Source organism: Epilithonimonas hungarica (assembly GCF_900102265.1).
Taxonomy (GTDB): domain Bacteria; phylum Bacteroidota; class Bacteroidia; order Flavobacteriales; family Weeksellaceae; genus Epilithonimonas; species Epilithonimonas hungarica.
In genome coordinates this window covers 336,552-359,904 of sequence record NZ_FNBH01000001.1, presented here as the reverse complement: position 1 = coordinate 359,904, position 23,353 = coordinate 336,552, and the positions used below count along the sequence as shown (strand labels likewise).

Sequence of the window (23,353 nt, the reverse complement as noted above, 5' to 3'; positions counted from 1 at the left end):
GATGCAAATATATTTTCAAAGTCTTTTCTTTGAAATAGCGTTTAGATTTGATGAGGTTTTAATCCGACCAAAACATTTTCATCGGTAAAAAACAGGCGTTCATAGAATTTGGTGTTCTGGATGTTTTTGCAGTCCTTACTTTTGGAATATGAAAAAAGTAACTCTCATTCTGATTTTAGCATCAATGATGTCCTGCATTGGGACACATCGGGTCGATGTTTGGAAAACGATAGCAATTGCGCCTGGAGACAGCATTGTCTTACAAAAGCTGAAAGCGCCCGCCACTTTAGAAATTAAAAATCTGTCACACGAAACAGTAAATCTCGTTTCTGAACTGAATATGCCGAAAACCATCATCGCAAATTCCGAACTCCAATACAGGTTGCCAAAAAAGAGCAGATTGATAATGGAGAATCCAAATTCAGATTCCGTTTCAATACATTTGCATTATTCTTCCTCAAAACCGATTTTAATTAACAACAAAGAACTGCGATGAAAAAGAAACAAATCATCTGGCTTCAAATCATCTATTGGAGTCTCAACTTTTTTGGAACTGTGATCACGCCTTTGTATTTCCTGGATAGAGAGGACGATCTACAGAGTACGGTTTTGAGGATCACGTTCTTTCTCTCAGGAATTATCACGTTTTACATTTGTTATTTGATAATCATTCCGAAAGTTTTCAGACAAGAGAAAGTTTATACGGTCATTCTTTCATTTTTCCTGTCGATTCTTTGTTTTGCCACAGTCAGATATTTGATGGAAGAAGTTTTGCTGCCAGTCACTTTTGGATTTAGAAATTACAATGAGGAGACCGGGTTGCTATATTACTTTTTTGATAACATTTATTATGGCTGTATCAATGTTTTCATCGCTGGAATAATGTGGCTGCTGGAAAAATTTGGAGTGATTGAAACCGAGAGACAAAAACTGGAACAGGAAAGAAACGAAGCGAAAATTCAGGCTTTGAAGACGCAGATCAATCCGCATTTTATTTTCAATACCTTAAATAATATCTATTCTTTGGTATATCAGAACTCCGAAAAAGCGTTGCCTGCGATTGAGGAATTGAGTCAATTGTTAAGATACAGCACGAAGGATTTGGAGAAAGATTTCATTCCATTGGAAAAGGAAATCGGTTATCTGGAAAGTCTGATAGAATTGGAAAAACTCAGAATCAAAAATCCAGAATTATTAATGATTGAAAAAAAAATCAATCATTCCAACCTTAATATTTCGCCAATGCTTTTGGTCCCGTTTGTAGAAAATGCATTTAAACATGGCGATTTCAGTGGGAAAGGTTTCACTATGAAGATTTCGGATGACAATAAAACTTTGAATTTCCACCTTCAAAACTTCAAAAAACAAAGGTCAAAAGATTCACTTTCCGGAATTGGAATTGGGAATGTGAAAAAACGACTGGAAATCCTTTATCCCAAAAGACACGAACTGAACATCAGTGAAACGGAAACCGAATTTTCTGTAGATTTGAAAATTGATTTGAAATAAAATGAAAAGGATAAAATGCATTGTTGTAGATGACGAGCCACTTGCAGTTTCTTTGTTGGGAAGTTACGTTGAGAAAATTCCGTGTTTTGAGTTGGTTTTCTCTACAGAAAATCCGATTGAAGCTTTGGAATATATTCAGAAAAATGATGCGGATTTGATTTTTCTCGATATCCAAATGCCGGAACTTTCCGGAATCAATTTTATGAAAATCGTTGGCGACAAATTAAAGTATATTCTCACAACAGCTTATTCAGAATACGCATTGGAAGGTTATGAACACAACGTCATCGATTATCTTCTGAAACCCATTTCATTCGGTCGTTTCGAAAAAAGTGCTTTGAAAGCTCAGGAAAGATTCCCAACCAATGAAGATTCGACAAATTCCTATTTCTTCGTCAAGTCTTCCGGACAGCAGCATAAAATCAATTTTGATGAAATCCTTTTTGTAGAAAGCATCAAAGATTATGTCAACATCAAAACAGAAAATCAGGAATACATCGTTCTTGACACTTTGAAATCTCTCGAAAATCAGCTTCCCGAAAACTTCGCCAGAGTTCATAAATCCTTCATTCTCAATCTAGACAAAATTGAAAAAATCGATGTGAGAAACGTCTTCCTCAATTCCGGAAAAGAAATCCCGATTGGCGAAACCTACAAATCCGAATTCTTCTTGAAAATCAAAAAATAATAGTTTATCTCTAGCATATTCTAAATTATGTCTATTCTCTTACGGCTTTACTAAGAAATAATGTTAAATTTGCATCAAACACACAAACGATGCAAGAAAAGCTGTTAACAATTGTCAATTCTATCAAAAAGAATAAGTTTGAGGAATTACTTTCAGAAATCACTCCTGAGCAAAAGCTCAGAGAAGACCTCAATTTCGATTCTTTTGACCTAGCCGAGCTTACCGTAAAAATTGAAGAGGAATTTGGAGTAGACATATTCGAAGACGGATTGGTGAATTCGGTTAATGAAATCTTCGCAAAGCTCTAATGTTTTTCCTGATAGACCGCAATTTTTCTCTCTCATATGAAGAAATCCTGCAGCATGTTAATTCCCAAAATTCTTACATCGATTGTTATATCTATCCTGACCTGAGGTCATTTTTTCTGAACTGGATCTTTGCATTGGTCAATCAAAAAAGTATTGCCTTAATGGATTCTGACATTTCTGAAAAAGAGATCTTATCAAATGATTTGCAAGTCAATCAATTAATTAGAATTGAGAATCCTAATAAAATCAATTCGGTTGAAGAACTGATTAATTCTATTAATAATTCAACTTCCCAGATTACACTTTTTACATCAGGAACAACAGGGTTTACAAGAAAGTTCACACATCCGCTGAAAAATCTCATTAGAAAAATCAATATTTCAGACGAGAGAAAAAGCGATGTTTGGGGATTTGCTTTTAATCCGACTCACGTTGCGGGGGTTCAGGTTTTTTTCCAGGCCATTTTGAATCAGAATCTTTTGGTTAATGTTTTTCTAGCTCCGAGAGATTTTGTCATTAATGCTATCGATGAATATAAAATAACGAATCTTTCATCAACCCCGACTTTTTACAGACTGTTATTACCGTTGAAAAAGTCATTTGATTCGGTGAAGAAAATCACAGTTGGCGGAGAGAAATCCGATAGTCACTTGATCTCGGAAATTGGAAAAGCTTTTCCAAATTCGAGAATCAACAATGTTTACGGTTCTACTGAAACCGGGCCTCTGTTTTCCTCTCAGAATGATGAATTCTTTGTTCAGGAAAAGCACATTGGTCTTGTAAAGGTTGTCGATGACGAATTATATATCCATAAAGATCTTTTTGGAAAAACAACCCAACTAAATCTGATTGATGACTTTTATCCAACCGGAGATCTGATAGAATGGACCGATGACGAACAAAGAAAATTCAGGTTCACATCAAGAAAAAATGAGTTGATCAACGTCGGTGGTTACAAAGTAAACCCTTACGAAGTTGAAGATGAACTCACACAACATTCCAAAATCAGGAATGTAAGAGTTTACGGAAAAGCAAATGCAGTTTTAGGAAACGTGATCTGTTGTGAAATAGAATTACATCCAGGTTCTGAATTGAAAGAAGAGGATATAAGATCTTTCCTGAATGAGAAAATCCAAAACTTTAAAATTCCGAGAAAAATAACTTTTGTGAACAAAATAGAATTAACCAGAACCGGAAAAAAGAAAATAGTATGAATGTTTTGATTACAGGAGTTTCCAGGGGTGTTGGCTTGGAAATCAGCAGATTATTTCTGGAAAATGGGCACACGATTTACGGAATCAGCAGAACAGAATCTGAAGAATTAAAAATTTTGAAGCAGCAATATCCCAATAATCTCTTCTTCAAAGCTTTTGATTTGTCAAATCCGGAAAATATCAAACAATCTGTTTTCAGGGATTTCGTAAACAATCATATCCCGATTCATGTTTTGATAAACAATGCGGCAGTTGCTTACGATGATATTGTGACCAATCTTCATATCGATGAGTTGAGAAAAATGTTCGATGTCAATCTCTATTCTCCAATGTTTCTGACAAAATATGCGATTCGAAACATGATCTATAACCTGGTTTCCGGAAGTATTATTCATATTTCGTCAATCAGCGCCCATACAGGCTACAAAGGCTTATCAATGTATGCATCTTCAAAAGGCGCTTTACAATCTTTCTCCAAAAACATTTCCAGAGAATGGGGCGAACGTGGAATCCGTTCCAACATCATCGTTCCTGGCTATATGGAAACTGCGATGAATGCAAAACTGACCCAGGAACACAAAAACAGGATCTTCAAAAGAACAGCTTTGAAAAAAGAAACCGATATGAGATCCGTTGCAGAAACAGTTTTGTTTTTGGCAGGAGAGAAATCAAGATCGATTACCGGGCAGGAGATTTTTGTGGATTCCGGAACATTATAAAAACACAAAACTATGATCAATCTAATTTATAAAGTGCTTAACATCATTCCAAAAACAATTGCTAAAATTGAGAAACTTTACTCTTACAGTATTCTCAATTCCCATTCAGGAGTCAAGCTCCATTCTGATCTGAAGATTGGTAAAGCGACCACTTTTGAACTGGATGACAATGCCAAATTCGAGATTGGGAAAAACGTTATTTGGAGAGACCATAACGCTATCAGGATCAGAAAAGGAGGCACTCTTGTTTTCGGGAATAATGTAGATCTCAGTCATTATATTTCCATTAATTGCCTTGATAAAATTGTTTTTGGAGATGACACTTGTATTGCAGAAGGATGCAAGTTCTATGACCACGACCATGCTTTTGATACGAAACCAGAGTATATCTGGCATAAAGACAAATTCAATACAGCACCGATTGTTATTGGAAAAAATGTCAAAATCTACAGTAATGTTACCGTTCTCAAAGGTGTAACAATTGGTGATAATTGCATCATTGGAGCCAACTGCGTCATCTCCAGAAGTGTTCCAGCAAACTCGATCATTTTCGGTAAACACGAGCTGATGAGGTTGCCGTTGATCTAGAAACTTTCTTATACCGACTTTTCTGCGACAGGGATAGTAAGGGCGCGAGCGTAGCGAGCGGTCTTATAAAAACACTTGGGAATGCACTTTGGCTTTTTATAAGACGGCACCCCTGAATAGCCCAGCAGTCGCCCGGATTAAAAATTTTCCTAAAAATTTAAAGTAAAAAATAAAGAGCGTCGTCATATTCATATGGAGTCGCTATCTTTACAGCAAATGACCGAAAAAAAATCTGCATCGATTACGGAAGTCGTGAAAAACTACGGCTCGCAACTCTTGCGCTTTATCAATTCTAAAGTGGCAAAGGCAGAAGATGCGGAAGATATTTTGCAGGAAGTTTGGTTTCAGACCAGTCGATTGACCAATCTGGATGAGTTGGAAAATGTTGGTGCTTGGTTATATTCGGTCACTAGAAACAAGATCATCGACAGTTACCGAAAAAAGAAAAGCGAATCCCTGGAAGATTTTGTTTATCAGGACGAAGATGGAGAACTGAATGTGAAAGACATTCTTTTAGCGGATGATACAAACAACCCGGAAATCGGGGTATTCAAAGAGATGTTTTGGAATGAGCTGATGAAAGCATTAGATGAATTGCCGGAAAAGCAAAGACGTGTTTATATACAAAACGAACTCGAAGATAAAACACTACAGGAAATTGCAGACGAAGAGAGCGAAAACATCAAAACAATAATCAGTAGAAAATCTTATGCTGTAAAACATTTGCGAAAAAAATTGCAAATACTTTACGACGATTTGAATGATTAATATTTAAAGAAATGAAAAAGAATAAAAAGAAAATTTGGCTGATTTTTCCTTGTATGATTGCTGCAATGGGATTGTTCATTTGGTTTTTCCAATGGCTTTGGAATACGCTTTTACCAGATATTTTAGGTGTGAAGGCGATTAATTATTGGCAGGCATTTGGAATTTTGTTGTTATCCAAAATCTTATTTGGAGGCTTTAACGGGAAAAAATTCGGAAGAAGAAATCATTTCGAGGGACGAGATGATATGAAAGCGAACTGGAAACAGAAATTCGAATCGAGATTTTGTGGCACCGAAGAGGAGCGTGAGGAGTTCAAAAAGATGTGGAAACAGAAACTAGAATCCAATTTTTTTGGAACAGAAGAGGACAAAGACAAGTTCAAAGAAATGTGGAAGCAGAAATTCGAATCCAAATTCTGTAGACCTGAACCTGAAGAAAAGAAAATTTGATCATACATAAAAAACATCATGATGGGAATTATTACCATGAATCATCTGTAATTTTCTCCTTTCGCTTTAAAATACAAAAAGCTTTCTTAAAATTTAAGAAAGCTTTTTAAGTACCCCAGACGGGACTTGAACCCGTACATCCTTGCGGATACAGGATTTTAAGTCCTGCGTGTCTACCAATTCCACCACCAGGGCAAAGTAGAACTTGAGCGAAAAACGGGACTCGAACCCGCGACCCCAACCTTGGCAAGGTTGTGCTCTACCAGCTGAGCTATTTTCGCATAAAAAAAATTTCTAATCACTTAGAAATTTTTTATTTTGTGTGCGGATGAAGGGACTCGAACCCCCACGCCTCACGGCACCAGATCCTAAGTCTGGCGTGGCTACCAATTACACCACATCCGCATTTTCTAAGAACTCCTTTTCTTTTGTTTTGGTGAGTGCAAATATATAACACTTTTATATTCCCTCCAAAATAAATTCAATCTTTTTTTTCAAGTTTTTTGGTTGTGTGATTTTGAATAACATCAATACTTTTTATTACCTTTACAGACTTAAAACATTTTCGAGACATGGAATTAACAGGAACGATAAAGAAAATTTCTGATTTACAAACTTTTAACAGCGGATTTCAAAAGAAAGAATTGGTTCTTTTGACAGAAGAGCAATACCCACAACCTATTAATATTGAATTTTTATCTGAAAAAGTGGACCTTCTTAATACATATAAAGTTGGTGATAAAGTGAAAGTTCATATCAATATCAGAGGTAGAGAATGGACAAGTCCACAAGGTGAAGTAAAATATTTCAATTCTATTACAGCTTGGAGAATGGAGAAAGATGGTTCTTCTGACTTCAATGAGCCAACTGAGGCAACCCCAAATCAAGGTCAACCACCTGCATCTGAAAACAAGAATGTTTTCGCAGAGGATGAAGACGACGACCTTCCTTTCTAATTAAAGAATTTAATTACAATAAACTTCCCTGCATATTCATTTGTGCAGGGATTTTTTTTATAAATTCGGGGTCATTATAAATGATCATGGAAATCTTTAAAATCATTGAGCCAACAGTTACGAAAGTCCCTGTTGTCATTAGCATCCCGCACGCTGGAACTTTTATTCCGGAAGATATAAAATCCAAGATGGATCCTGAGATTTCAAGCCAATTGGATGACACGGATTGGTTTATTGACAAACTATATTCTTTTGCAACGGAACTTGGAATAACAATCATTACTGCGAATTATAGCAGATGGGTTGTCGACCTGAATAGAGACCCGGAAAACCATGCGCTCTATAGTGACGGAAGAGTAATAACGGATGTCGTGACAATAACAGATTTCAACGGAAATAAGATCTATAATGATGATCACACTCCAAATCAACAAGAAGTTTCCAGGCGAGTTGAGTTGTATCACAAACCTTATCACAAGAAACTGAATGAATTTTTACAGAAAACAAAAGCAGAATTCGGGAAAGTGTTGTTATTTGACGCCCATTCTATCAGGAAATCTGTTCCGGGAATTCGGCCGGAAGATTTTCCGGATTTGATTTTGGGTGATAATGATGAAACATCTGCAAGTCCTGAATTAATTAAAACAACGATTGATTCTTTGCAAAATAAAGGTTACGGATTTTCTCATAATCATCCTTTCAAAGGTGGTTACATTACCCGAAGCTTTGGAAATCCAAAAGAAAATATCCACGCTTTGCAGCTGGAAATGTGCAAGACTAATTATATGGATTCTTCGGAAACAATTTATGATGAAGCTAATGCCAGGAGAATACAACTTGTTTTGAAGGAAACTTTGGTTAATCTTATAGAAACGTCCAATAAAATTTAGATTAAATTATTTTCTCGCAGATTTGGCAGATTTTAACTCTGATAGCAATTCTTTTGGAACGTAGAATTGCAGCAGCCCGACTTGAGCGGAAATCCTTTTTGTGGAGCGAAGCGGAATAAAAAGATTGAGAGCGGAAGGCAGATTAAGCTGCCCAAATAAAAATATATTAAAATAACGAAGACTTAATGTACACATTCAAAGGATTACTGACTGAAAACGGATGGATGGAAAATGCTTTTGTAAAGCTGGACGAATACGGAAATATCTCTGAACTGAAAACCGCGGAAAAACCCGAAGGCGAATACATCGACGGATATGTTTTACCGGGATTTCAGAATGCGCATTCGCACGCTTTCCAATATGCAATGTGTGGTTTGGCTGAATATTTTGAAGGTTCGGAAGTTCCGGATGATTTTTGGAGCTGGCGCGATGCGATGTACAGAATTGCGCTTTCACTTTCTCCCGAACAAATGGAAAATGTGGCGGCAATGTTGTATGCAGAAATGCTGAGAAACGGTTATACATCGGTTGCAGAGTTCCATTATGTGCATCACGATAAAGATGGAAAATCTTATCAAAATCTGTCTGAAATGGGCGAACGATTGGTCGCTGCTGCAAAAAGAGTCGGAATCAGGATCACTTTGATTCCAATGTTTTATCAGAAAGGGAATTTCGGGACGAAACCTTATGATTTACAGAGACGTTTCATTTCAAAAAATATTGAGGATTATTATCAATTGCTGGAATCTTCTAAAAAGTCGATTCAGTTTTATGATAAGGCTAATCTGGCGGTTGGTTCGCATTCTTTAAGAGCCGTTCAGAAAGAGAATTTGATAGAATCTTCTTTGCTTGCGAAAGATTATCCGTTTCATATTCATATCGCAGAACAGTTGAAAGAAATCAAAGATTGTGTGGATTTCTACGGAAAAAGACCTGCAGAATGGCTTTTGGAAAATTGTGATGTGAATGAGAATTTCAACCTCATCCATTGTACACACTTGGAAGATAATGAAGTTGAAGGCATCGCAAAATCAGGTGCGAACATCGTTCTTTGTCCCTCCACAGAAGGAAATCTGGGTGATGGAAGATTTCGGCTCAAAGATTATCAGAGTTTTGGAGGGAATTGGTCTATCGGAACGGACAGCCAAATTTGTGTGAATCCTTTGGAAGACCTTCGAATTCTGGATTATGGACAAAGAATCCATACACACAGGCGTGATACTTTTTTTAAGCCGAATCTCGGTGACAGTGGATACAATGCGTTGAAGATGGCTTGGAAATCCGGACGGAACTCGATGGCTTTTGAGAATGAGAATTTCTTCAAGGTCGGACAAAGTTTTGATGCGGTAGTAATTGATGCAAAAGCGCCTTTGATTGCGACTTCTTCCCTTAAAAACCTTTGCAATACGATTGTATATTCTTCAGATTCTTCGCATTTGCTTGGAACTGCTGTCGCCGGAAATTGGGTTGTGAAAAATGGGAAACACGAGCACTATGAAGATGTAAGACAAGGTTTTGTAAAATCAATTAATAAAATTAAAATCAGATAAAATAATTCTCGCTTATTTTGCAGATTGAGCAGATAAGAATTTAAATAAATCTGCCTTTAGTTCAATCTGCGAGGCCCTAACTTATAATAATATTCTCAAAAATGTTCCGCTTAGACCAAGAAGATATTTCTTTTCCTGACCCCGAACTTTATGACCCGCAAGATGGTCTGATGGCAATTGGTGGTGATTTAAAACTTGAACGTCTTTGGTTTGCATATCAATTGGGATTATTTCCCTGGTATAATGAAGGCGAGGAAATCCTTTGGTGGTGCCCCGACCCTAGATTTATTCTTTTTCCGAGTGAAATAAAAATCTCAAAATCAATGAAAAAGATCCTAAGAGACGAAGTTTTCGAATTCACGGAAAACAAATGTTTTGAAGACGTGATGAGAAACTGCAAAATAACAGAACGAAAAGGACAGGACGGAACCTGGATCAATGAAGAACTCATCGATTCTTTTGTAAAGCTTCATCAATACGGGAAGGCAAAAAGTTTTGAGGTTTGGCAAAACACTGAATTGGTTGGTGGTTTTTATGGTGTGCAAGTCGGAAATATTTTCTGTGGAGAAAGCATGTTTTCCACAGTTTCCAACGCATCGAAAGCAGGGTTTATTCATTTTACGACCAAATATCAAAATGAATGGGAACTGATCGATTGCCAAATCCATTCTGAGCATCTGGAAAGCCTTGGTGCAAAAATGATCCCGAAACAGGATTACCTTAACATTTTAAAACGACAAAGGTCTTGAATACTGAAAAACAAAAATGGATCCTTCTTATCGCATTATCTGTGATTTGGGGCTCATCCTTCATATTGATCAAAAAATCCCTGGAACATTTCAACCCTTATGAAGTCGGCGCCTTACGCGTCCTGATTTCTGGAATCGTTTTGATGCCTTATGCTATTTCCAAGATCAGGCAATTCCCGAAACAACATTTGAAATGGTTGGTCGTTGCAGCTCTTTCCGGAAACTTTATCCCGATGTTTTTATTTCCTTTAGCAGAAACCGAAATCAGTAGCAGTATTGCTGGAATCATCAATTCTATGATGCCAATTTTTGTAATTATCGTTGGTTCATTAGTTTGGAAATTTTCAACCACCAGAAAACAAATTATCGGTGTAATGATAAGCTTTGTCGGCGCATGTATTCTGGCTCTCGGAAGTGGAGAAAGTGGTGAGCTCAAAATCTATCCGATCCTGTTATTGATCTTGGCAGTACTATTATATGCGATCAGTACAACGACGGTAAAATCAAAACTTTATGAAGTTCCCGCTACAATAATGTCTGCATTTGTATTTTCATTCGTGTTGTTTCTGCCATCGTTGATCGCTTTGGTATTTTCAGGATTTTTCCAACATTTTGAAATGAATCAAGACAATTTTACCGGATTAGGATTTGTGGCCATGTTATCTGTTTTTGGGACAGGAATGGCCATGATGATGAATTACAAGTTATTAAGTATCTCTACTCCACTTTTTGCTTCCACAGTCACTTTGCTGATGCCAATTGTTGCGGTAATGTGGGGAATTCTTGATGGCGAGACTTTGACGATGCTTCAATCTATTGGAGCATTGATCATTCTGGCCGGGTTGATATTTTTGAGGAGTAATCCGAAGACAGTTTAAATTAAACTATTCTTCAATAGAATCCTTTGGCAAAATATATTTATTAAGCATATGATCTGTCAATTGATGAAGTTCTGTATTATTATCGGGATTTTTTCCGTCTGCAGTAAAAAACTCCACTTCATTTTGATACTTCGAGTACCAAATCCCTTTTATTGACCTGATCGTATCAGGTTGGGTTATTTTTTTGAAATTGGCGATCAGCTTTGCATCAATAGCAATTAGTCCGTTTCTGGTATTATTGCAATCTTCAGGAATATATTCTTTCCCATTCCAATACATACATTGCCTTGAAAAAGTTTGAAGCAACCCAAATCTTTTTCCAACATCCTGTTTTTCAGAAACGCCCTCATCAGCTTTATACATTTTACTCCCCACGACCAAGCTTCCACAAAGTATGGCACCCATTATTCCAAGATTACTTTGTTTGGTAAGAAACTCAGGAAGTTTAAAAACCGGGGTCGTTGTTATATTCACGACAATCTGGGATAGCTTTTCCACTAAAGATCTTGCTTCGTCATCAAAAGTAACATTAACATTGGTAATTGATGAATCATCATTGACTTTACTAAAGTTATGTGTACTACAAAAAGTTTTGTAATCTTTATAACCGAGAGATTCACTAAACCAGTCCAGAGTAACGTCATCTATATCATAATCTTTACCCTTTTCCACCAAAGAAGTATAGAATCTAACAAACGTCCTTTCATCCTTTGAAAATCCAAATCTTTTTTCAAATTCCAAGCTTAGATAGGCCGCGACTGAACTTTTACTTCCTCTCGGAAGCATTTTTTTTGTCTCATCAAAAACAGTTTTGACTAAAATTTTCTTCTTTTCATACATATAATTTATTTGAAGAATTAAATCGTTGTCCAAATTAGACAAATGCTTGTCCTAAAAATTACGGATTTCCATAAAACCTATCATATTTATGTCCTTCTCATGTCCATCGTGTGTCTAGGATTGGACAATCACTTTAACTGAAATTTGTAATCAGAAATCAGTGATAAACAAAACATTACAAAAACAAAGTTACAAAACTGGTTTCAAAAAACAACCTGATAAGACGGAGGAAAATCTCTGGCTTGGGAAGCAGAAATTTCTCTTCCGTTTTTGAAGGTCCACTTCCCAAAAATTTAAGAAGCGCTTCTTTTTTCAACAATGTGTCCACTGCTCGTGATCGGTTTCACGGGGAAGAACACGAATGCCAATTTTTAAATTTTTAAAATCATGTTACAATTTCTTTTAATATTATTGGGGTTAATTTCAAACCCTTCAAGTTCAAATAACAATACGTCCAACTGTGGTAATGACGGCAGCACAACGCCAACTGTTGCACAACCAAATCCGGGTGATACGGGTGGAGAAGAAGGACATCCAGTGCCTCCAAAAATTATTGGTGGTTGATAAACTACTTAAAATCAGCTAGCGAAAGATTATTCTTTCGCTATTTTTTTTTAATTTGGTATAAAAACTAATTGTCTTGAAATTTTTATACTTTTTACTTGGATTATCATTTCTTATAGGCTGCTCTGAACATTCAATCAAGGAAATTGAAAAGACAACTGACAATGCATTTTATGACAAAGCGTTCGATTTCAGAGAAAAAAACGAATTAGACAGTTCATTTCTGTATTTCTTCAGAGCAAAAGATAGTTTCCTTCAGAAAAAAGATAGTTTTGGAGTTGGAAAATGTCTTGCAAATCTTGCAATAATACAGGAAACCAAAGGCGATTACTTTGGCAGCCAAGAAAGCGGACTTTCTGCACTGGATTATTTCAATCAAAGAGATAGTATCGAATATAATTATATCTCAATAAATTACAACACTCTAAGCATTGTTTCAAGTAGATTAAAAGACTATAAAAAAGCTATAGAATTTTACCTGCAAGCCATAAAATTCAGTAATGATTCTATAAATAAAAATATTTATAGAAACAATCTCGCAAATTCTTACAGAAAAGAAAAAAAATATAATTCTGCTTCTAAAATATTCCAATCCATTTTAGATAATAACACTAAAAAAGATAAGGAATACTCGAGAGCCTTATCTAACTTTGCATATAGCAAATGGCTTCAAAATTCAAATTTCAATCCTATTCCAGAATTTAAACAGGCTCTCAATATTAGGATTAAAGAGAAGGATCTTTGGGGACAAAATGCTAGCTATGCTCATTTCGCAGATTATTATTCAAGAAAAAAATCTGACTCAGCATTGTTTTATGCGAAAAAAATGTTTGATGTTTCCAATAAAATTAAAAGTCCGGACGACCAGATCGAAGCATTGCAGAAGCTCATTGTTTTGGATTCAAAAAATTATTCTTCACATTTCAATCGATATCAATTTCTTAATGATAGTCTACAAACTGCTAGAAATAAAGCCAAAAATCAATTTGCTTTAATCCGATATGAAACTGAAAAAAGCAAAGCAGACAATCTAAAACTTCAGAAAGATAATACTGAAAAAAAATATCAGATTATTAGGCAAAAGGGATTGACTGTTGGAGTTTCTACACTTGCAATTATTTCATCTATCATAGGAATTTTTTGGTATAGAAGAAGAAAACAAAGAATGGAGCAAGAGAAGCTTTTAGAAGTAAAAAATACGGAGTTAAAATATTCAAAAAAAATTCACGATGTGGTAGCGAATGGACTTTATCACACAATGATAGAAATTCAAAATCAGCCGGAGTTAGATAAAGAAAAAATACTTAACCGTATCGAAAAAATGTATGAAGAATCCAGGGACATTGCCCAAGACGAAATTATAGAAAAAGATTTCTATTCCCGATTTTATAAAATGATGAACTCTTACTCTTCTAATGATCAAAGAATTTTACCTGTGGGATATAAAGATAATATTTGGGAAAATCTGTCAGACAATGCTCAATCAGAACTTTATTACATAATAAGAGAGATTCTGGTAAATATGAAAAAACATAGCAAGGCAAAACTCGCTTCTTTAAAATTTGAAAAAAGCCAAGATAATCTAACGATAAGGTATACAGATAATGGCATTGGAATCAGCAATTTGGAAAGTAAAAAAGGAACTGGATTACGAAATACGGAAAACCGTATTGATTCAATCAACGGAGATATTATTTTTGAACAAAATCCAAGAGGTGGATTAATCATTCAAATTACTGTTCCAATACATTCAAAATATGTTTAAAAAAATTCTAATTGCCGAAGACCACGAAATAGAAAATTCAGGTGTTATCAATACTTTGAAAGAAATGCAAATTCAAGATTTTGAATTTGTAAGTTATTGTGATGATGCTTTACGAAAACTTACAAAAGCTTTACAAGATAAGCAACCTTATGATTTGTTGATTACAGATCTGTCTTTTCAGCAAGATCACATACAACAAAATATTAGTTCAGGACAAGAGTTGATAAGACAAGTAAGAGAGTTACAGCCTTTGTTAAAAATTATTGTTTTATCTAGTGAAAAAAGACCAATGGCTATTGATGAACTTTTCAAAACATATAATATAGACGGTTTTGTCAGCAAAGCAAGAAATGATGGTAAAGAGTTAAAAAATACTATGAAAAAGATTTACAAGAATGAAATTGTAATTCCACAAGAGATTCTGAATTCTATTCGTAATTATTCTTTTGATTTTACAGAATACGATATAAATCTTCTTAAACTTCTTTCTTTGGGATTTACGCAAAGCGAAATAGAAAGCCAGTTCAAAAAAGAGAATATACAACCTTATAGTAAAAGTTCTATTGAGAAACGACTGAGTGAATTACGTGATAATCTCCGTGCAAAAAACAATATAGAAATGATTGTACTTTGTAAAGATCTCGGCATCATTTAATAATCACCATTTAATAATAAAAACCCTTTTAGATATTCTGAAGGGTTTTTTTATTAAAAAAAATCATTTTACGGTTTTCCGTAAGGAAAGGATTATCATTAACTATACTTTTGGATTATTAAACAAATAAAAAAATCAATCATTATGAAAAAGTATTATGTTAACAAAAAAGCGCAAAATAATGATGACCACGAAGTTCACAATCAAGATTGCATATTTCTACCTAGTATTGAAAATCGAAAATATTTAGGTGAATTTTCCTCTTGTAAAGATGCCGTGAAAGAAGCTAAAAAAGATTATTCACAGTCAAATGGATGTAAAACCTGCTCTAACGAATGTCACACTAGCTAAAAAACAACAATGGGAAAATTCATCATCACAAAAAGAAAAGACGGAGAATATCAATTCAATCTCAAAGCCGGTAACGGAGAGATCATCCTTACAAGTGAAGGTTATGCAGCAAAATCCGGATGTAAAAACGGAATAGAATCCGTACGGGTCAATTCACAGATCGATTCCAGATTCGAAAGAAGAACTTCTACGAATGATAAAGATTACTTTGTTCTGAAAGCCGGAAATGGTGAAATAATCGGTAAAAGCCAATTATATAGCTCCAAACAAGGAATGGAAAACGGAATAGCATCCGTGAAAGAAAATGCTCCAACCGCAGAAATCATTGACGAAACAAATTAACTAATAACCATGGAACTCAAACTAAAACTTGAACAACTGCATCAGCGAGTGAATGCCCTTAAAGACCAGATCCAGACGGAAGAAGCTACGAAAACAGCTTTCGTAATGCCATTTATTCAGATTCTGGGCTATGATATTTTCAATCCCACAGAAGTGATTCCGGAATTCATCGCAGATATTGGAACCAAAAAAGGAGAAAAGGTTGATTTTGTTATTAAGAAAGACAATGAACCCATTTTCATTATCGAATGTAAAAGCTGGAAAGAAAATGCAGATGCCCACAATTCACAGCTTCATCGGTATTATCATGTTTCCAAAGCGAGGTTCGGAGTTTTGACCAACGGGATTGTTTACAATTTCTATACTGATCTGGAAAAACCAAACATTATGGACGAGAAGCCTTTCTTCACCATCAATCTTGATGATTTGAAGGATAGCTCTATCAAAGTTCTTGAAAGTTTTACAAAATCAGGTTATAATCTGGAATCGATCTTAGACTCTGCAGAAGCATTAAAGTATATCAAAGCCGTCAGAAAGGAATTCGAAAAAGAAATCGAAAATCCATCTGACGAAATGGTGAGATTACTGGTCAACCGATTTTTTGAAAGACCGCTTACGGCCAATAGAATGGTCTCTTTTAAAGAATATACCAAAAGAGCTTTAAGCATTTCGATCTCGGAATCCATCAGCTCCCGTCTAAAATCTGCTCTGGTCATCAATGATAATATCGAAACTGAAAAAACAACGGTCCCGACAAACATTGACCAGAATAATGACACTCCAAAAGTTATAACAACGGACGAAGAATTGGAAGCTTTCCAAATCGTGAAAGCCATTCTGCGTGAAAAAATCCCTGCAGAAAGAATTGCTTACCGAGACACACAATCTTATTTCGGGATCCTACTGGATGATAACAATAGAAAACCGATCTGCAGATTCTATTTCGGAGCCACCAGAAACCTTGTTGAACTCTTCCACAATGGAAAAGATGCCGGAGAGAAAATAAATCTTGATTCTCTAGATGATATCTACAATTATAGAAACGAACTTCATAAAACCATTGAAAATTATAGTTAAAACTCTTATGAAAAAACTCCTCTTTATTTTATTGACTTTAGGATTATTAATCCCAACAACTTACAACGCGTCAACAAACAATTCTTCAAGCAAGGAATTCTTCGCTAAAAAGCAGAAGAAGAAAAAATCTTCAAAAAAGAAAAAATCATCAAAATCTTATTCAAAGAAAAATGGCTGCACATACAATGGTTATCCATTAGAAGTTGGACCAAGAGGCGGTTGCTATTATTGGTCTGGAAACAGTAAAGAATATGTAGACAGAAGCTATTGCTCCGGATGTAACTAATTATGGAAACGGCAACTTCTCAAAAAGATTTCAGGCGGCTGGAAATTATTTACAAGACAATATTTTCAGCCTGTGCACTATTCTGTTTCATTGCCGTTCTGCCGCTTTCACTGTTCTATTATACATTTCTTAGAATTGTGGTTTTTATTGCAGCGGGAATTGTGGTTTATTATTTCGGAAGGCAAAAAGAATTTCATTGGGTAATCGTTTTCGGAATAATTCTGATTTTGTTCAACCCGATTTTTCCAATCCATTTTTATTTAAAAAGCATTTGGATTCCGATTGATATTGTTACGGGAATTCTGTTTCTACTACTGGTTGTCATCAGATTGCAAAAGAAAGAAATACCTCAGGAAATCATTCCGGAAATACCGACTCAATCCAAAACCTTCAGCAGAGACAGAATCATTAAAACTTCATCAAAAAAACAATAATAACAATGAATGAAATTATAGAAACGACCGAAAGTCTCAAAGCACATTTCCTAAGGCTTTATCAAATGGCAATTTGCGATGACAACTTCAGTCCACTGGAACTGAAAGCACTTTACAGATCAGCAGAAGAAAGGGGAATCTCTCAGAAAAAGCTGGACGAAATTCTTTTGAATCCCGTGAATTCAAAAATGATTGTCCCGGAAAGCATCGAAGAAAAGATCGACTATCTCTATGACCTGACCGTAATGATCTGGGCAGATGGAATAGTCTCCCCCAACGAAAGAACTTCGTTGGAAAAATATGTCCTGATGTTCGGGTTCATGGAAGAAAATGCATTACAGATCGTTGATTATCTCATCGATTCTGTAAAAGAAGGTAAAACTAAAACAGATATCCTCAACGATCTAAAAAATTAATTATGACCAGTAATCTCAAAAACATTTTCAGATTAAAACCAATTCCTGTTGAAAGGGAAGAATCTCCTTTGAAAGTTGTTGAAACGCATAACGAAGAGCCAACAGAAGAAAGCAGAAAGAGAACCTATCATGAATCCGGCTACCGAGACAGCTCCCGAAACAACGGAAATCACACGGCTTTATCGATTTGTCTGGACGCCATCTATTCCAAATTTCAGAATGAGGAAAAAGAACTGGCTGAAAAGCAAAATAAATTGAAAGAACCTTATATCAACGAGCAAAAAAATAAGGAAACCGAGATCAAAGGCCTTACCGTTTCCCTTGACAATAAAGAAGAACAGGTGAAAGAAGTTCAAAATAATATCGATGTTATTCAGAATAAGATCGAAACCTTGAAATTCGAGATCAATGATATCCCGAAAAATCCGGAAACATATCATATCAATGCAAGTAAGGGAGCTTCTACCAAATTCTGGATCGGCCTTTTATTATTGATCCCTATCAGTTTATATCTCTTTGCTTTCTACATTTCCACATCGTTTTCGGCATTTTTCAAAACATTTGACCCGAATGTAAGCATTATGCAAAGTGTTTTGGATGCTCAGGCTTTCAACAAAGCTTGGGATGAAGGTCCTTTGGAAGGAGCCTTTGTAACATTAATTCCTTTTGTGTTTCTCGGTTTAGGTTATCTAATCCATATGTTCGGAGAGAACAAAAGCTGGATCAATTATATAAAAATGTTTCTTCTTTTCGTAGTGACTTTTGCCTTCGATGCGATTTTGGCCTATGAGATCGAATCCAAGCTTTATGAGCTCAATAAAACCTTCGATTCTCCACCTTTTGACCTGTCAATTGCTTTCACAAAGAATCAGTTTTGGGGAATCATTTTCGCAGGGTTTGTAGTCTATATTATTTGGGGATTGGTTTTCGATTTCATTATGAAAGAGCATAAAGAAAAAGACAAGATCAAACACGAGCAGATCAAAAAACAAAAAGATATTGCGGTTCATCAAGAAAGAATCACCGGATCCGAAAAACAAATGGAGGAGATAAAAAGCAGCATTGCAAGCATCAAGGAATTGATCATCAAAGCAAAAGGCAGAATCGAAGAACTTCAGAATATCATTGATGGTGTTATCATTCCTACAAAAGAATACAAGTCTTATGCTTCGGAATATGTCCAGGGGTGGATCACTTTCGTGAATGAAAAACTTGCGGTTTCTCATCCTGTAAAGCAGGAAATGATAGAAGAATGTAAGAACCAATACAATTATAACCTTAACAAAGTAGGCGCAAATTCTGACAGTCAGAACTCTGTTTATGTCTCTGTTCTATAAACTAATAACTATGAAATATATATATCACTTATTGATCCTTTCATTATTTTTTATCCAGTGTAAAAAAAGTGAATCAAGATCAGATGATGGCGTAAAAGTCAACGATTCTATTTCTAACAGTAAAAATCTGAATGTCAGCATCATGATCGATCTCTCTGATAGAATCGACCCGGAGAAATATCCAAATCCCTCTATGGAATATTACCAAAGAGACCTGGAATATATCAAAGCAATAAAAACAGCTTTCATCGGTCATGTAAAAAGCAAGAAGGTAATCCAGTTGGATGATCAGATGCAGATATTCTTTAATCCGGAACCCTCTGACCCTCAAATCAATGATCTTACAAAAGAACTGAAAGTTTCTTTTGACAAGAATACCTCTAAAGGAAACATTAATATTGTTGATGAGAGATATGCATCACTTCCTGCAAAAATCTATCATTCGGCAATTCAGGACAAGAAATATGTGGGTTCTGATATCTGGGGATTTTTTAAAAATAAAGTGGAAGATTATTGCGTGAAAGACAAGCACAGAAATATTTTATTCATTTTGACCGATGGTTATATGTTTCATAAAGATTCGAAATTTTCTGAAGAAAACAAAACTTCTTATCTCACTCCAGAGCTTGTGAGATCATTGCAATTAAAAACTTCTGATTTCAAAGCAAAAATCGAAGATAAAAGTTATGGTTTTATTAAAGCCAATGATGATCTTGGGAATTTGGAAATAATCGTTATTGGCATCAATCCAGAAAAAGGAAATCCTTTCGAAGGAGATGTTATTAAAACCTATTGGGAGAATTGGTTTAAAGAAATGAATATTACGAAATATCAAGTGAAAGACGCTGACCTGCCAAGCAATCTTGAACCTGTGATCAAACAATTCATTTTGAATAAATGATCTTAAAAACAAAAAGCTCAGATTACTCTGAGCTTTTATTTATTTTTTCTTGGTCTTGATCTTTTTGACCTGTTCTTTTATGAATGGATATTTCTGCTGCATATCTTTAATAAGAGAAGAATCCAGTTCTAAGGCCTTTTCCAAAGCAAGAACTCCTTCGGCATCATTTTTCAGATTGAAATAGCTATTGCTCAGCTGATAGTATAACTCTGCTCTCTGATGCATTTGCAATGCTTTTTCAAGAATCGGTATAGCTTCTTCATAATCGCCGATCAGCATCAGAACTTCTGAATAGGCATACCAATTATAAAATCTGTTGGGCTCTGCGTCTATCAATTTTTTCAGGCAGCCCAGACTTTCCTCATATTCGCCGCAAGTGATGTAAAGAAAGGCCAATCTTTTCTGATATTCCAGATTACCTACATTAAGAGCAACTGCTTCCTGGGCAAAATAAAGTGCCTCTTTTGGGTTTCCCATTTCTTCGTAGATGTTGGACTGCTCCATCATCGCCAGATAAAACTGTGGGTCTTCTCTTAGCGACTTTTGGAAAGACGTCAGCGCAGGAACCAACTTCTTGGCTTCCTTATAACATAATCCGATCTTATAATAAGTGAATGCCTTTGTATATTCCAGATCCAGCATTTCCTCATAGACAGCAATGGCTTTATCCCATTCGCTCATCGCTTCATAACAAGCTGCTTTGTTAGCATAAACACCAACTGCTCCGGAGTTGATCGCTAGAATATAATCGAATCCCCTTATCGCTTCATCATAATTCTTCTTATTGAAGAAAAACTGTCCATATTCATACCACGCAGTCTCTGAGAAAGGAAATCTATCCAGGTATTGATTGATGAAATCCAAAGCCTCTTGAGGACGATTGAGCTTGTTGTAACACAGCATTACGTTCTCCAAGGAATAATCATCGTAAGGGTCATGCTCCAAAGCAGAAGTATAATGCTTCAATGCATTGAAAGGATCGTCCAGATTGACATATTCATCTGCAATGAAATTATGAAGAAAATTTTCCTCTTCTTCCAACTCCAATGCCTTCAGACAATATTCTATCGATTTTTTAGGATTTCCCAGGTTAGAATAATATTTTGCACAGCAAACCAAAAAGTCTGTTTCCTCCAAGGATGACTGATGAAGTTCATCTATCAGTTCTTTGGCTTTTGCATAACGCTCCAGTTCTAGAAAAACTTCCAGCTGTTTTGTTTTTACTTCCAGAGAATTCGGATGAATTTTCAAAGCATGGTTTACGGCCATTTCTGCATAACTGAAATCCCCCAACTCCAAGTAATAAATAATGATCTCTACATATTCCTCCGTATCGAAATAGAATTCTTCATTATTTTCTATCATGTCCTCGAACTTTTTTGCAAGCTCGTTTTCAAAAAATTCTTCCAATATGTGTGATTTAGATTTGAGATTTAGCTCCGCTCAGTTATGCTTTCAGCAACAAGTGAGGTCTGTAAATCAATTACAATTAGCCGGTTCTTAAATCTTCTTTTATAAAGTTAATCAATTTTATTCTGAAAATAAGTCAACTATATGTTATAACTTATTAACATTAATCGTTTTTCTGTTCAGAATATATTGTAGTCAAAAACATACCAAACGATTTTTCTAAGCCGGTAATATCGGCGGATTTTAAGTTCACACCTCCGTAGATACTATCATTGCTACGAATTTTGAAATTCGATAAAGAAAAGTACAGTGCCTGTTGTCCTGATTTTCCTGCCAATTTTACCGTAGATCCCAATAATTTTCTTGTAGAAACTGTCAGAACTTCATTATCAACCAGTTTAATTTTCAAATAATGTCTTGGTTGCATCTCCAAGGTCTTATTATCGATATTGATCTTCTGTTTTTTATCTGAAGAGGAAACCAAATAAGCCACATTCTCTTCACTGGAAATATCGTCTGTTTTAGTATAATACAGATTCAGTATATAATAAGCCGGATCAAATTTTTGGAAAGTTCCATCTACACTTTCAATTGGCTTAAGAGAAAATGTATTGGCACCTACCTGTTTAGCTTTTTTATAGATCTCCCCAAACATTTTAACGTCATCATTTGAGAAACCATTCACCAGGATCTCTCCCAGAAATTCCGATTTTGAAGTTTCTGATGTCTTATAAAAAAATTTGTCTTTGTTTTCATTGATCTTATCTACTTTGTTAAGTGTAATACTCTGAAGATAAAAGAACTGAAAACAGAAAGCACAAATTAAAAATAATAATTTACGCATGTGTGATCTTTAAAATTTCCACGCAATCTCTCAGGCTATTTTCCCAATATTTTGGTTCTATTTTATAATCCTTCTCTATTTTATCAAGAGACATCGTACTTCTTTTCGGACGTTTTGCAGGCGTAGGAAACTCTTCTGTAGTGATTGCTTTCAATATAACGGAAGAACCTGAAAATTCTTTTATCTTACCTGCAAAATCGAACCAGGTTGTTTCCGGATAATTCGAGAAATGATATATTCCAAAAGTTTTATTTTTGGTATCAATTATTTCTAAGATCGCCTCAGCCAGATCGTTCGCATTGGTTGGTTGTCCGAATTGGTCACCTACGATTCCCAATTCATCTTTAATCTCGAACAAATGCAACATGGTCTTCACGAAATTCTTATTGAACTCTGAATATAGCCATGATGTTCTAAGGATCACGGTTTCCGGGTTGTTCTCCAAAGCAAGCTCCTCACCTTTTCTTTTAGATGCGCCATAAACCCCGATTGGATTTGTAAAATCATCTTCCGAATAACTTAAATTGGTTTCCCCATCAAAAACGTAATCTGTAGAAACATGTATCAAGATCGCATGGTTCTCTTTGCAAACCTGAGCCAAATTACCCACTCCTTCCGCATTGATGGCAAAAGCCTTCTCTATTTCTTTCTCAGCCAGATCTACCGCAGTATAAGCAGAAGCATTGATGACAAAATCCGGTTGATATTCTGCAAAAACAGTGTCAACCTGCTCATAATTTGTAATGTCCAAAACTGATGAACCAGTAAAATTAAAATCATACTGATTATGATATTTCGGTGCCAGTTTTTGCAAGCAGTGTCCTAATTGTCCATTCCCTCCAATAACAAGTATTTTTTTCAT

The 23,353-nt window shown here is 35.5% G+C and carries 29 protein-coding genes and 3 tRNA genes; 25 read left to right on the top strand and 7 right to left on the bottom strand.

Going from position 1 to position 23,353, the window contains the following annotated elements; translation table 11 throughout:
• The first annotated feature begins 148 nt into the window (after positions 1 to 148).
• From BLT30_RS01655 to BLT30_RS01615, 9 genes are all read left to right on the top strand, one after another.
• Positions 149 to 496 carry a hypothetical protein gene (locus tag BLT30_RS01655; RefSeq protein WP_089870875.1) on the top strand — a complete coding sequence of 116 codons (348 nt, stop codon included), beginning with the start codon at positions 149 to 151 and terminating at the stop codon, positions 494 to 496.
• Positions 493 to 1,509: a sensor histidine kinase gene (locus BLT30_RS01650; protein ID WP_089870873.1), complete on the top strand. Its 1,017-nt coding sequence runs from the start codon at positions 493 to 495 to the stop codon at positions 1,507 to 1,509. Before BLT30_RS01655 ends, BLT30_RS01650 begins: the two co-directional genes overlap by 4 nt.
• Position 1,510: 1 nt before the next feature.
• Positions 1,511 to 2,197, top strand: a complete 687-nt coding sequence (locus tag BLT30_RS01645; RefSeq protein WP_089870871.1) for a LytR/AlgR family response regulator transcription factor — start codon at positions 1,511 to 1,513, stop codon at positions 2,195 to 2,197.
• 89 nt (positions 2,198 to 2,286) lie between these two features.
• Complete coding sequence (locus tag BLT30_RS01640) at positions 2,287 to 2,505, top strand: acyl carrier protein (RefSeq protein WP_089870869.1); 219 nt, start codon at positions 2,287 to 2,289, stop codon at positions 2,503 to 2,505.
• On the top strand, positions 2,505 to 3,719 hold the full coding sequence (locus BLT30_RS01635; RefSeq protein WP_089870867.1) for an ANL family adenylate-forming protein: 1,215 nt from the start codon (positions 2,505 to 2,507) through the stop codon (positions 3,717 to 3,719). Before BLT30_RS01640 ends, BLT30_RS01635 begins: the two co-directional genes overlap by 1 nt.
• A complete protein-coding gene (locus tag BLT30_RS01630; RefSeq protein ID WP_089870865.1) occupies positions 3,716 to 4,438 on the top strand; it encodes an SDR family oxidoreductase in 723 nt (240 codons plus the stop codon). The genes BLT30_RS01635 and BLT30_RS01630 overlap by 4 nt, the downstream gene beginning before the upstream one ends.
• A 12-nt stretch (positions 4,439 to 4,450) precedes the next feature.
• Positions 4,451 to 5,026, top strand: a complete 576-nt coding sequence (locus BLT30_RS01625) for an acyltransferase (RefSeq protein WP_089870863.1) — start codon at positions 4,451 to 4,453, stop codon at positions 5,024 to 5,026.
• A gap of 216 nt (positions 5,027 to 5,242) precedes the next feature.
• Positions 5,243 to 5,794 carry an RNA polymerase sigma factor gene (locus BLT30_RS01620; protein ID WP_245707091.1) on the top strand — a complete coding sequence of 184 codons (552 nt, stop codon included), beginning with the start codon at positions 5,243 to 5,245 and terminating at the stop codon, positions 5,792 to 5,794.
• Positions 5,795 to 5,805: 11 nt separating this feature from the next.
• Entirely contained in the window at positions 5,806 to 6,243 is a 438-nt protein-coding gene (locus BLT30_RS01615) for a hypothetical protein (protein WP_089870860.1), read from the top strand.
• A gap of 111 nt (positions 6,244 to 6,354) precedes the next feature.
• Here BLT30_RS01615 and BLT30_RS01610 read toward each other — a convergent pair.
• From BLT30_RS01610 to BLT30_RS01600, 3 genes are all read right to left on the bottom strand, one after another.
• A tRNA-Leu gene (locus tag BLT30_RS01610) sits at positions 6,355 to 6,438 on the bottom strand.
• Between the two features lie 13 nt (positions 6,439 to 6,451).
• Positions 6,452 to 6,524: transfer RNA gene (locus BLT30_RS01605), tRNA-Gly, on the bottom strand.
• A gap of 42 nt (positions 6,525 to 6,566) precedes the next feature.
• Positions 6,567 to 6,648 (bottom strand) — tRNA-Leu (locus tag BLT30_RS01600).
• A gap of 167 nt (positions 6,649 to 6,815) precedes the next feature.
• Here BLT30_RS01600 and BLT30_RS01595 point away from each other — a divergent pair.
• The 5 genes from BLT30_RS01595 to BLT30_RS01575 all read left to right on the top strand — a co-directional run bounded on the left by BLT30_RS01595 (position 6,816) and on the right by BLT30_RS01575 (position 11,266).
• Complete coding sequence (locus BLT30_RS01595; RefSeq protein ID WP_089870859.1) at positions 6,816 to 7,199, top strand: DUF3127 domain-containing protein; 384 nt, start codon at positions 6,816 to 6,818, stop codon at positions 7,197 to 7,199.
• A gap of 80 nt (positions 7,200 to 7,279) precedes the next feature.
• Entirely contained in the window at positions 7,280 to 8,089 is an 810-nt protein-coding gene (locus tag BLT30_RS01590; RefSeq protein ID WP_245707090.1) for an N-formylglutamate amidohydrolase, read from the top strand.
• A 185-nt stretch (positions 8,090 to 8,274) separates the two neighbouring features.
• A complete protein-coding gene (gene hutF / locus BLT30_RS01585) occupies positions 8,275 to 9,639 on the top strand; it encodes a formimidoylglutamate deiminase (protein ID WP_089870857.1) in 1,365 nt (454 codons plus the stop codon).
• A 101-nt stretch (positions 9,640 to 9,740) separates the two neighbouring features.
• Positions 9,741 to 10,388: a leucyl/phenylalanyl-tRNA--protein transferase gene (gene aat / locus BLT30_RS01580; protein WP_089870856.1), complete on the top strand. Its 648-nt coding sequence runs from the start codon at positions 9,741 to 9,743 to the stop codon at positions 10,386 to 10,388.
• Complete coding sequence (locus tag BLT30_RS01575; RefSeq protein WP_089870854.1) at positions 10,385 to 11,266, top strand: DMT family transporter; 882 nt, start codon at positions 10,385 to 10,387, stop codon at positions 11,264 to 11,266. Before aat ends, BLT30_RS01575 begins: the two co-directional genes overlap by 4 nt.
• Before the next feature lie 6 nt (positions 11,267 to 11,272).
• Here BLT30_RS01575 and BLT30_RS01570 read toward each other — a convergent pair whose 3' ends face one another.
• Positions 11,273 to 12,109 (bottom strand): hypothetical protein, encoded by an 837-nt coding sequence (locus BLT30_RS01570; RefSeq protein WP_089870852.1) that lies wholly within the window; start codon positions 12,107 to 12,109, stop codon positions 11,273 to 11,275.
• A gap of 387 nt (positions 12,110 to 12,496) precedes the next feature.
• Here BLT30_RS01570 and BLT30_RS18145 point away from each other — a divergent pair, with 387 nt between their 5' ends.
• From BLT30_RS18145 to BLT30_RS01520, 11 genes are all read left to right on the top strand, one after another.
• On the top strand, positions 12,497 to 12,673 hold the full coding sequence (locus tag BLT30_RS18145) for a hypothetical protein (protein WP_156907081.1): 177 nt from the start codon (positions 12,497 to 12,499) through the stop codon (positions 12,671 to 12,673).
• Positions 12,674 to 12,749: 76 nt separating this feature from the next.
• Positions 12,750 to 14,438 carry a tetratricopeptide repeat-containing sensor histidine kinase gene (locus BLT30_RS01565; RefSeq protein ID WP_089870850.1) on the top strand — a complete coding sequence of 563 codons (1,689 nt, stop codon included), beginning with the start codon at positions 12,750 to 12,752 and terminating at the stop codon, positions 14,436 to 14,438.
• Positions 14,431 to 15,093 (top strand): response regulator, encoded by a 663-nt coding sequence (locus BLT30_RS01560; RefSeq protein WP_089870849.1) that lies wholly within the window; start codon positions 14,431 to 14,433, stop codon positions 15,091 to 15,093. Before BLT30_RS01565 ends, BLT30_RS01560 begins: the two co-directional genes overlap by 8 nt.
• A 144-nt stretch (positions 15,094 to 15,237) precedes the next feature.
• On the top strand, positions 15,238 to 15,444 hold the full coding sequence (locus tag BLT30_RS01555) for a hypothetical protein (protein ID WP_089870847.1): 207 nt from the start codon (positions 15,238 to 15,240) through the stop codon (positions 15,442 to 15,444).
• A gap of 9 nt (positions 15,445 to 15,453) precedes the next feature.
• Positions 15,454 to 15,786: a YegP family protein gene (locus BLT30_RS01550; protein ID WP_089870846.1), complete on the top strand. Its 333-nt coding sequence runs from the start codon at positions 15,454 to 15,456 to the stop codon at positions 15,784 to 15,786.
• Between the two features lie 9 nt (positions 15,787 to 15,795).
• Positions 15,796 to 16,863, top strand: a complete 1,068-nt coding sequence (locus BLT30_RS01545; RefSeq protein WP_089870844.1) for a type I restriction endonuclease — start codon at positions 15,796 to 15,798, stop codon at positions 16,861 to 16,863.
• 7 nt (positions 16,864 to 16,870) lie between these two features.
• Entirely contained in the window at positions 16,871 to 17,149 is a 279-nt protein-coding gene (locus BLT30_RS01540) for a hypothetical protein (protein ID WP_089870842.1), read from the top strand.
• Positions 17,150 to 17,151: 2 nt separating this feature from the next.
• A complete protein-coding gene (locus BLT30_RS01535; protein WP_089870840.1) occupies positions 17,152 to 17,583 on the top strand; it encodes a DUF6804 family protein in 432 nt (143 codons plus the stop codon).
• Positions 17,584 to 17,588: 5 nt separating this feature from the next.
• Positions 17,589 to 17,999, top strand: a complete 411-nt coding sequence (locus BLT30_RS01530) for a hypothetical protein (protein ID WP_089870838.1) — start codon at positions 17,589 to 17,591, stop codon at positions 17,997 to 17,999.
• Between the two features lie 2 nt (positions 18,000 to 18,001).
• Complete coding sequence (locus tag BLT30_RS01525) at positions 18,002 to 19,336, top strand: coiled-coil domain-containing protein (protein WP_089870836.1); 1,335 nt, start codon at positions 18,002 to 18,004, stop codon at positions 19,334 to 19,336.
• A gap of 10 nt (positions 19,337 to 19,346) precedes the next feature.
• Positions 19,347 to 20,237, top strand: a complete 891-nt coding sequence (locus tag BLT30_RS01520) for a hypothetical protein (protein ID WP_175487113.1) — start codon at positions 19,347 to 19,349, stop codon at positions 20,235 to 20,237.
• Between the two features lie 39 nt (positions 20,238 to 20,276).
• Here the strand turns inward: BLT30_RS01520 and BLT30_RS01515 are convergent, their stop codons facing one another.
• The 3 genes from BLT30_RS01515 to rfbD all read right to left on the bottom strand — a co-directional run bounded on the left by BLT30_RS01515 (position 20,277) and on the right by rfbD (position 23,353).
• Entirely contained in the window at positions 20,277 to 21,647 is a 1,371-nt protein-coding gene (locus BLT30_RS01515; protein ID WP_089870834.1) for a tetratricopeptide repeat protein, read from the bottom strand.
• A gap of 163 nt (positions 21,648 to 21,810) precedes the next feature.
• Positions 21,811 to 22,491, bottom strand: coding sequence for a hypothetical protein (locus BLT30_RS01510; RefSeq protein ID WP_089870832.1), 681 nt, complete (start codon positions 22,489 to 22,491; stop codon positions 21,811 to 21,813).
• Complete coding sequence (gene rfbD, locus BLT30_RS01505; RefSeq protein ID WP_089870831.1) at positions 22,484 to 23,353, bottom strand: dTDP-4-dehydrorhamnose reductase; 870 nt, start codon at positions 23,351 to 23,353, stop codon at positions 22,484 to 22,486. The genes BLT30_RS01510 and rfbD overlap by 8 nt, the downstream gene beginning before the upstream one ends.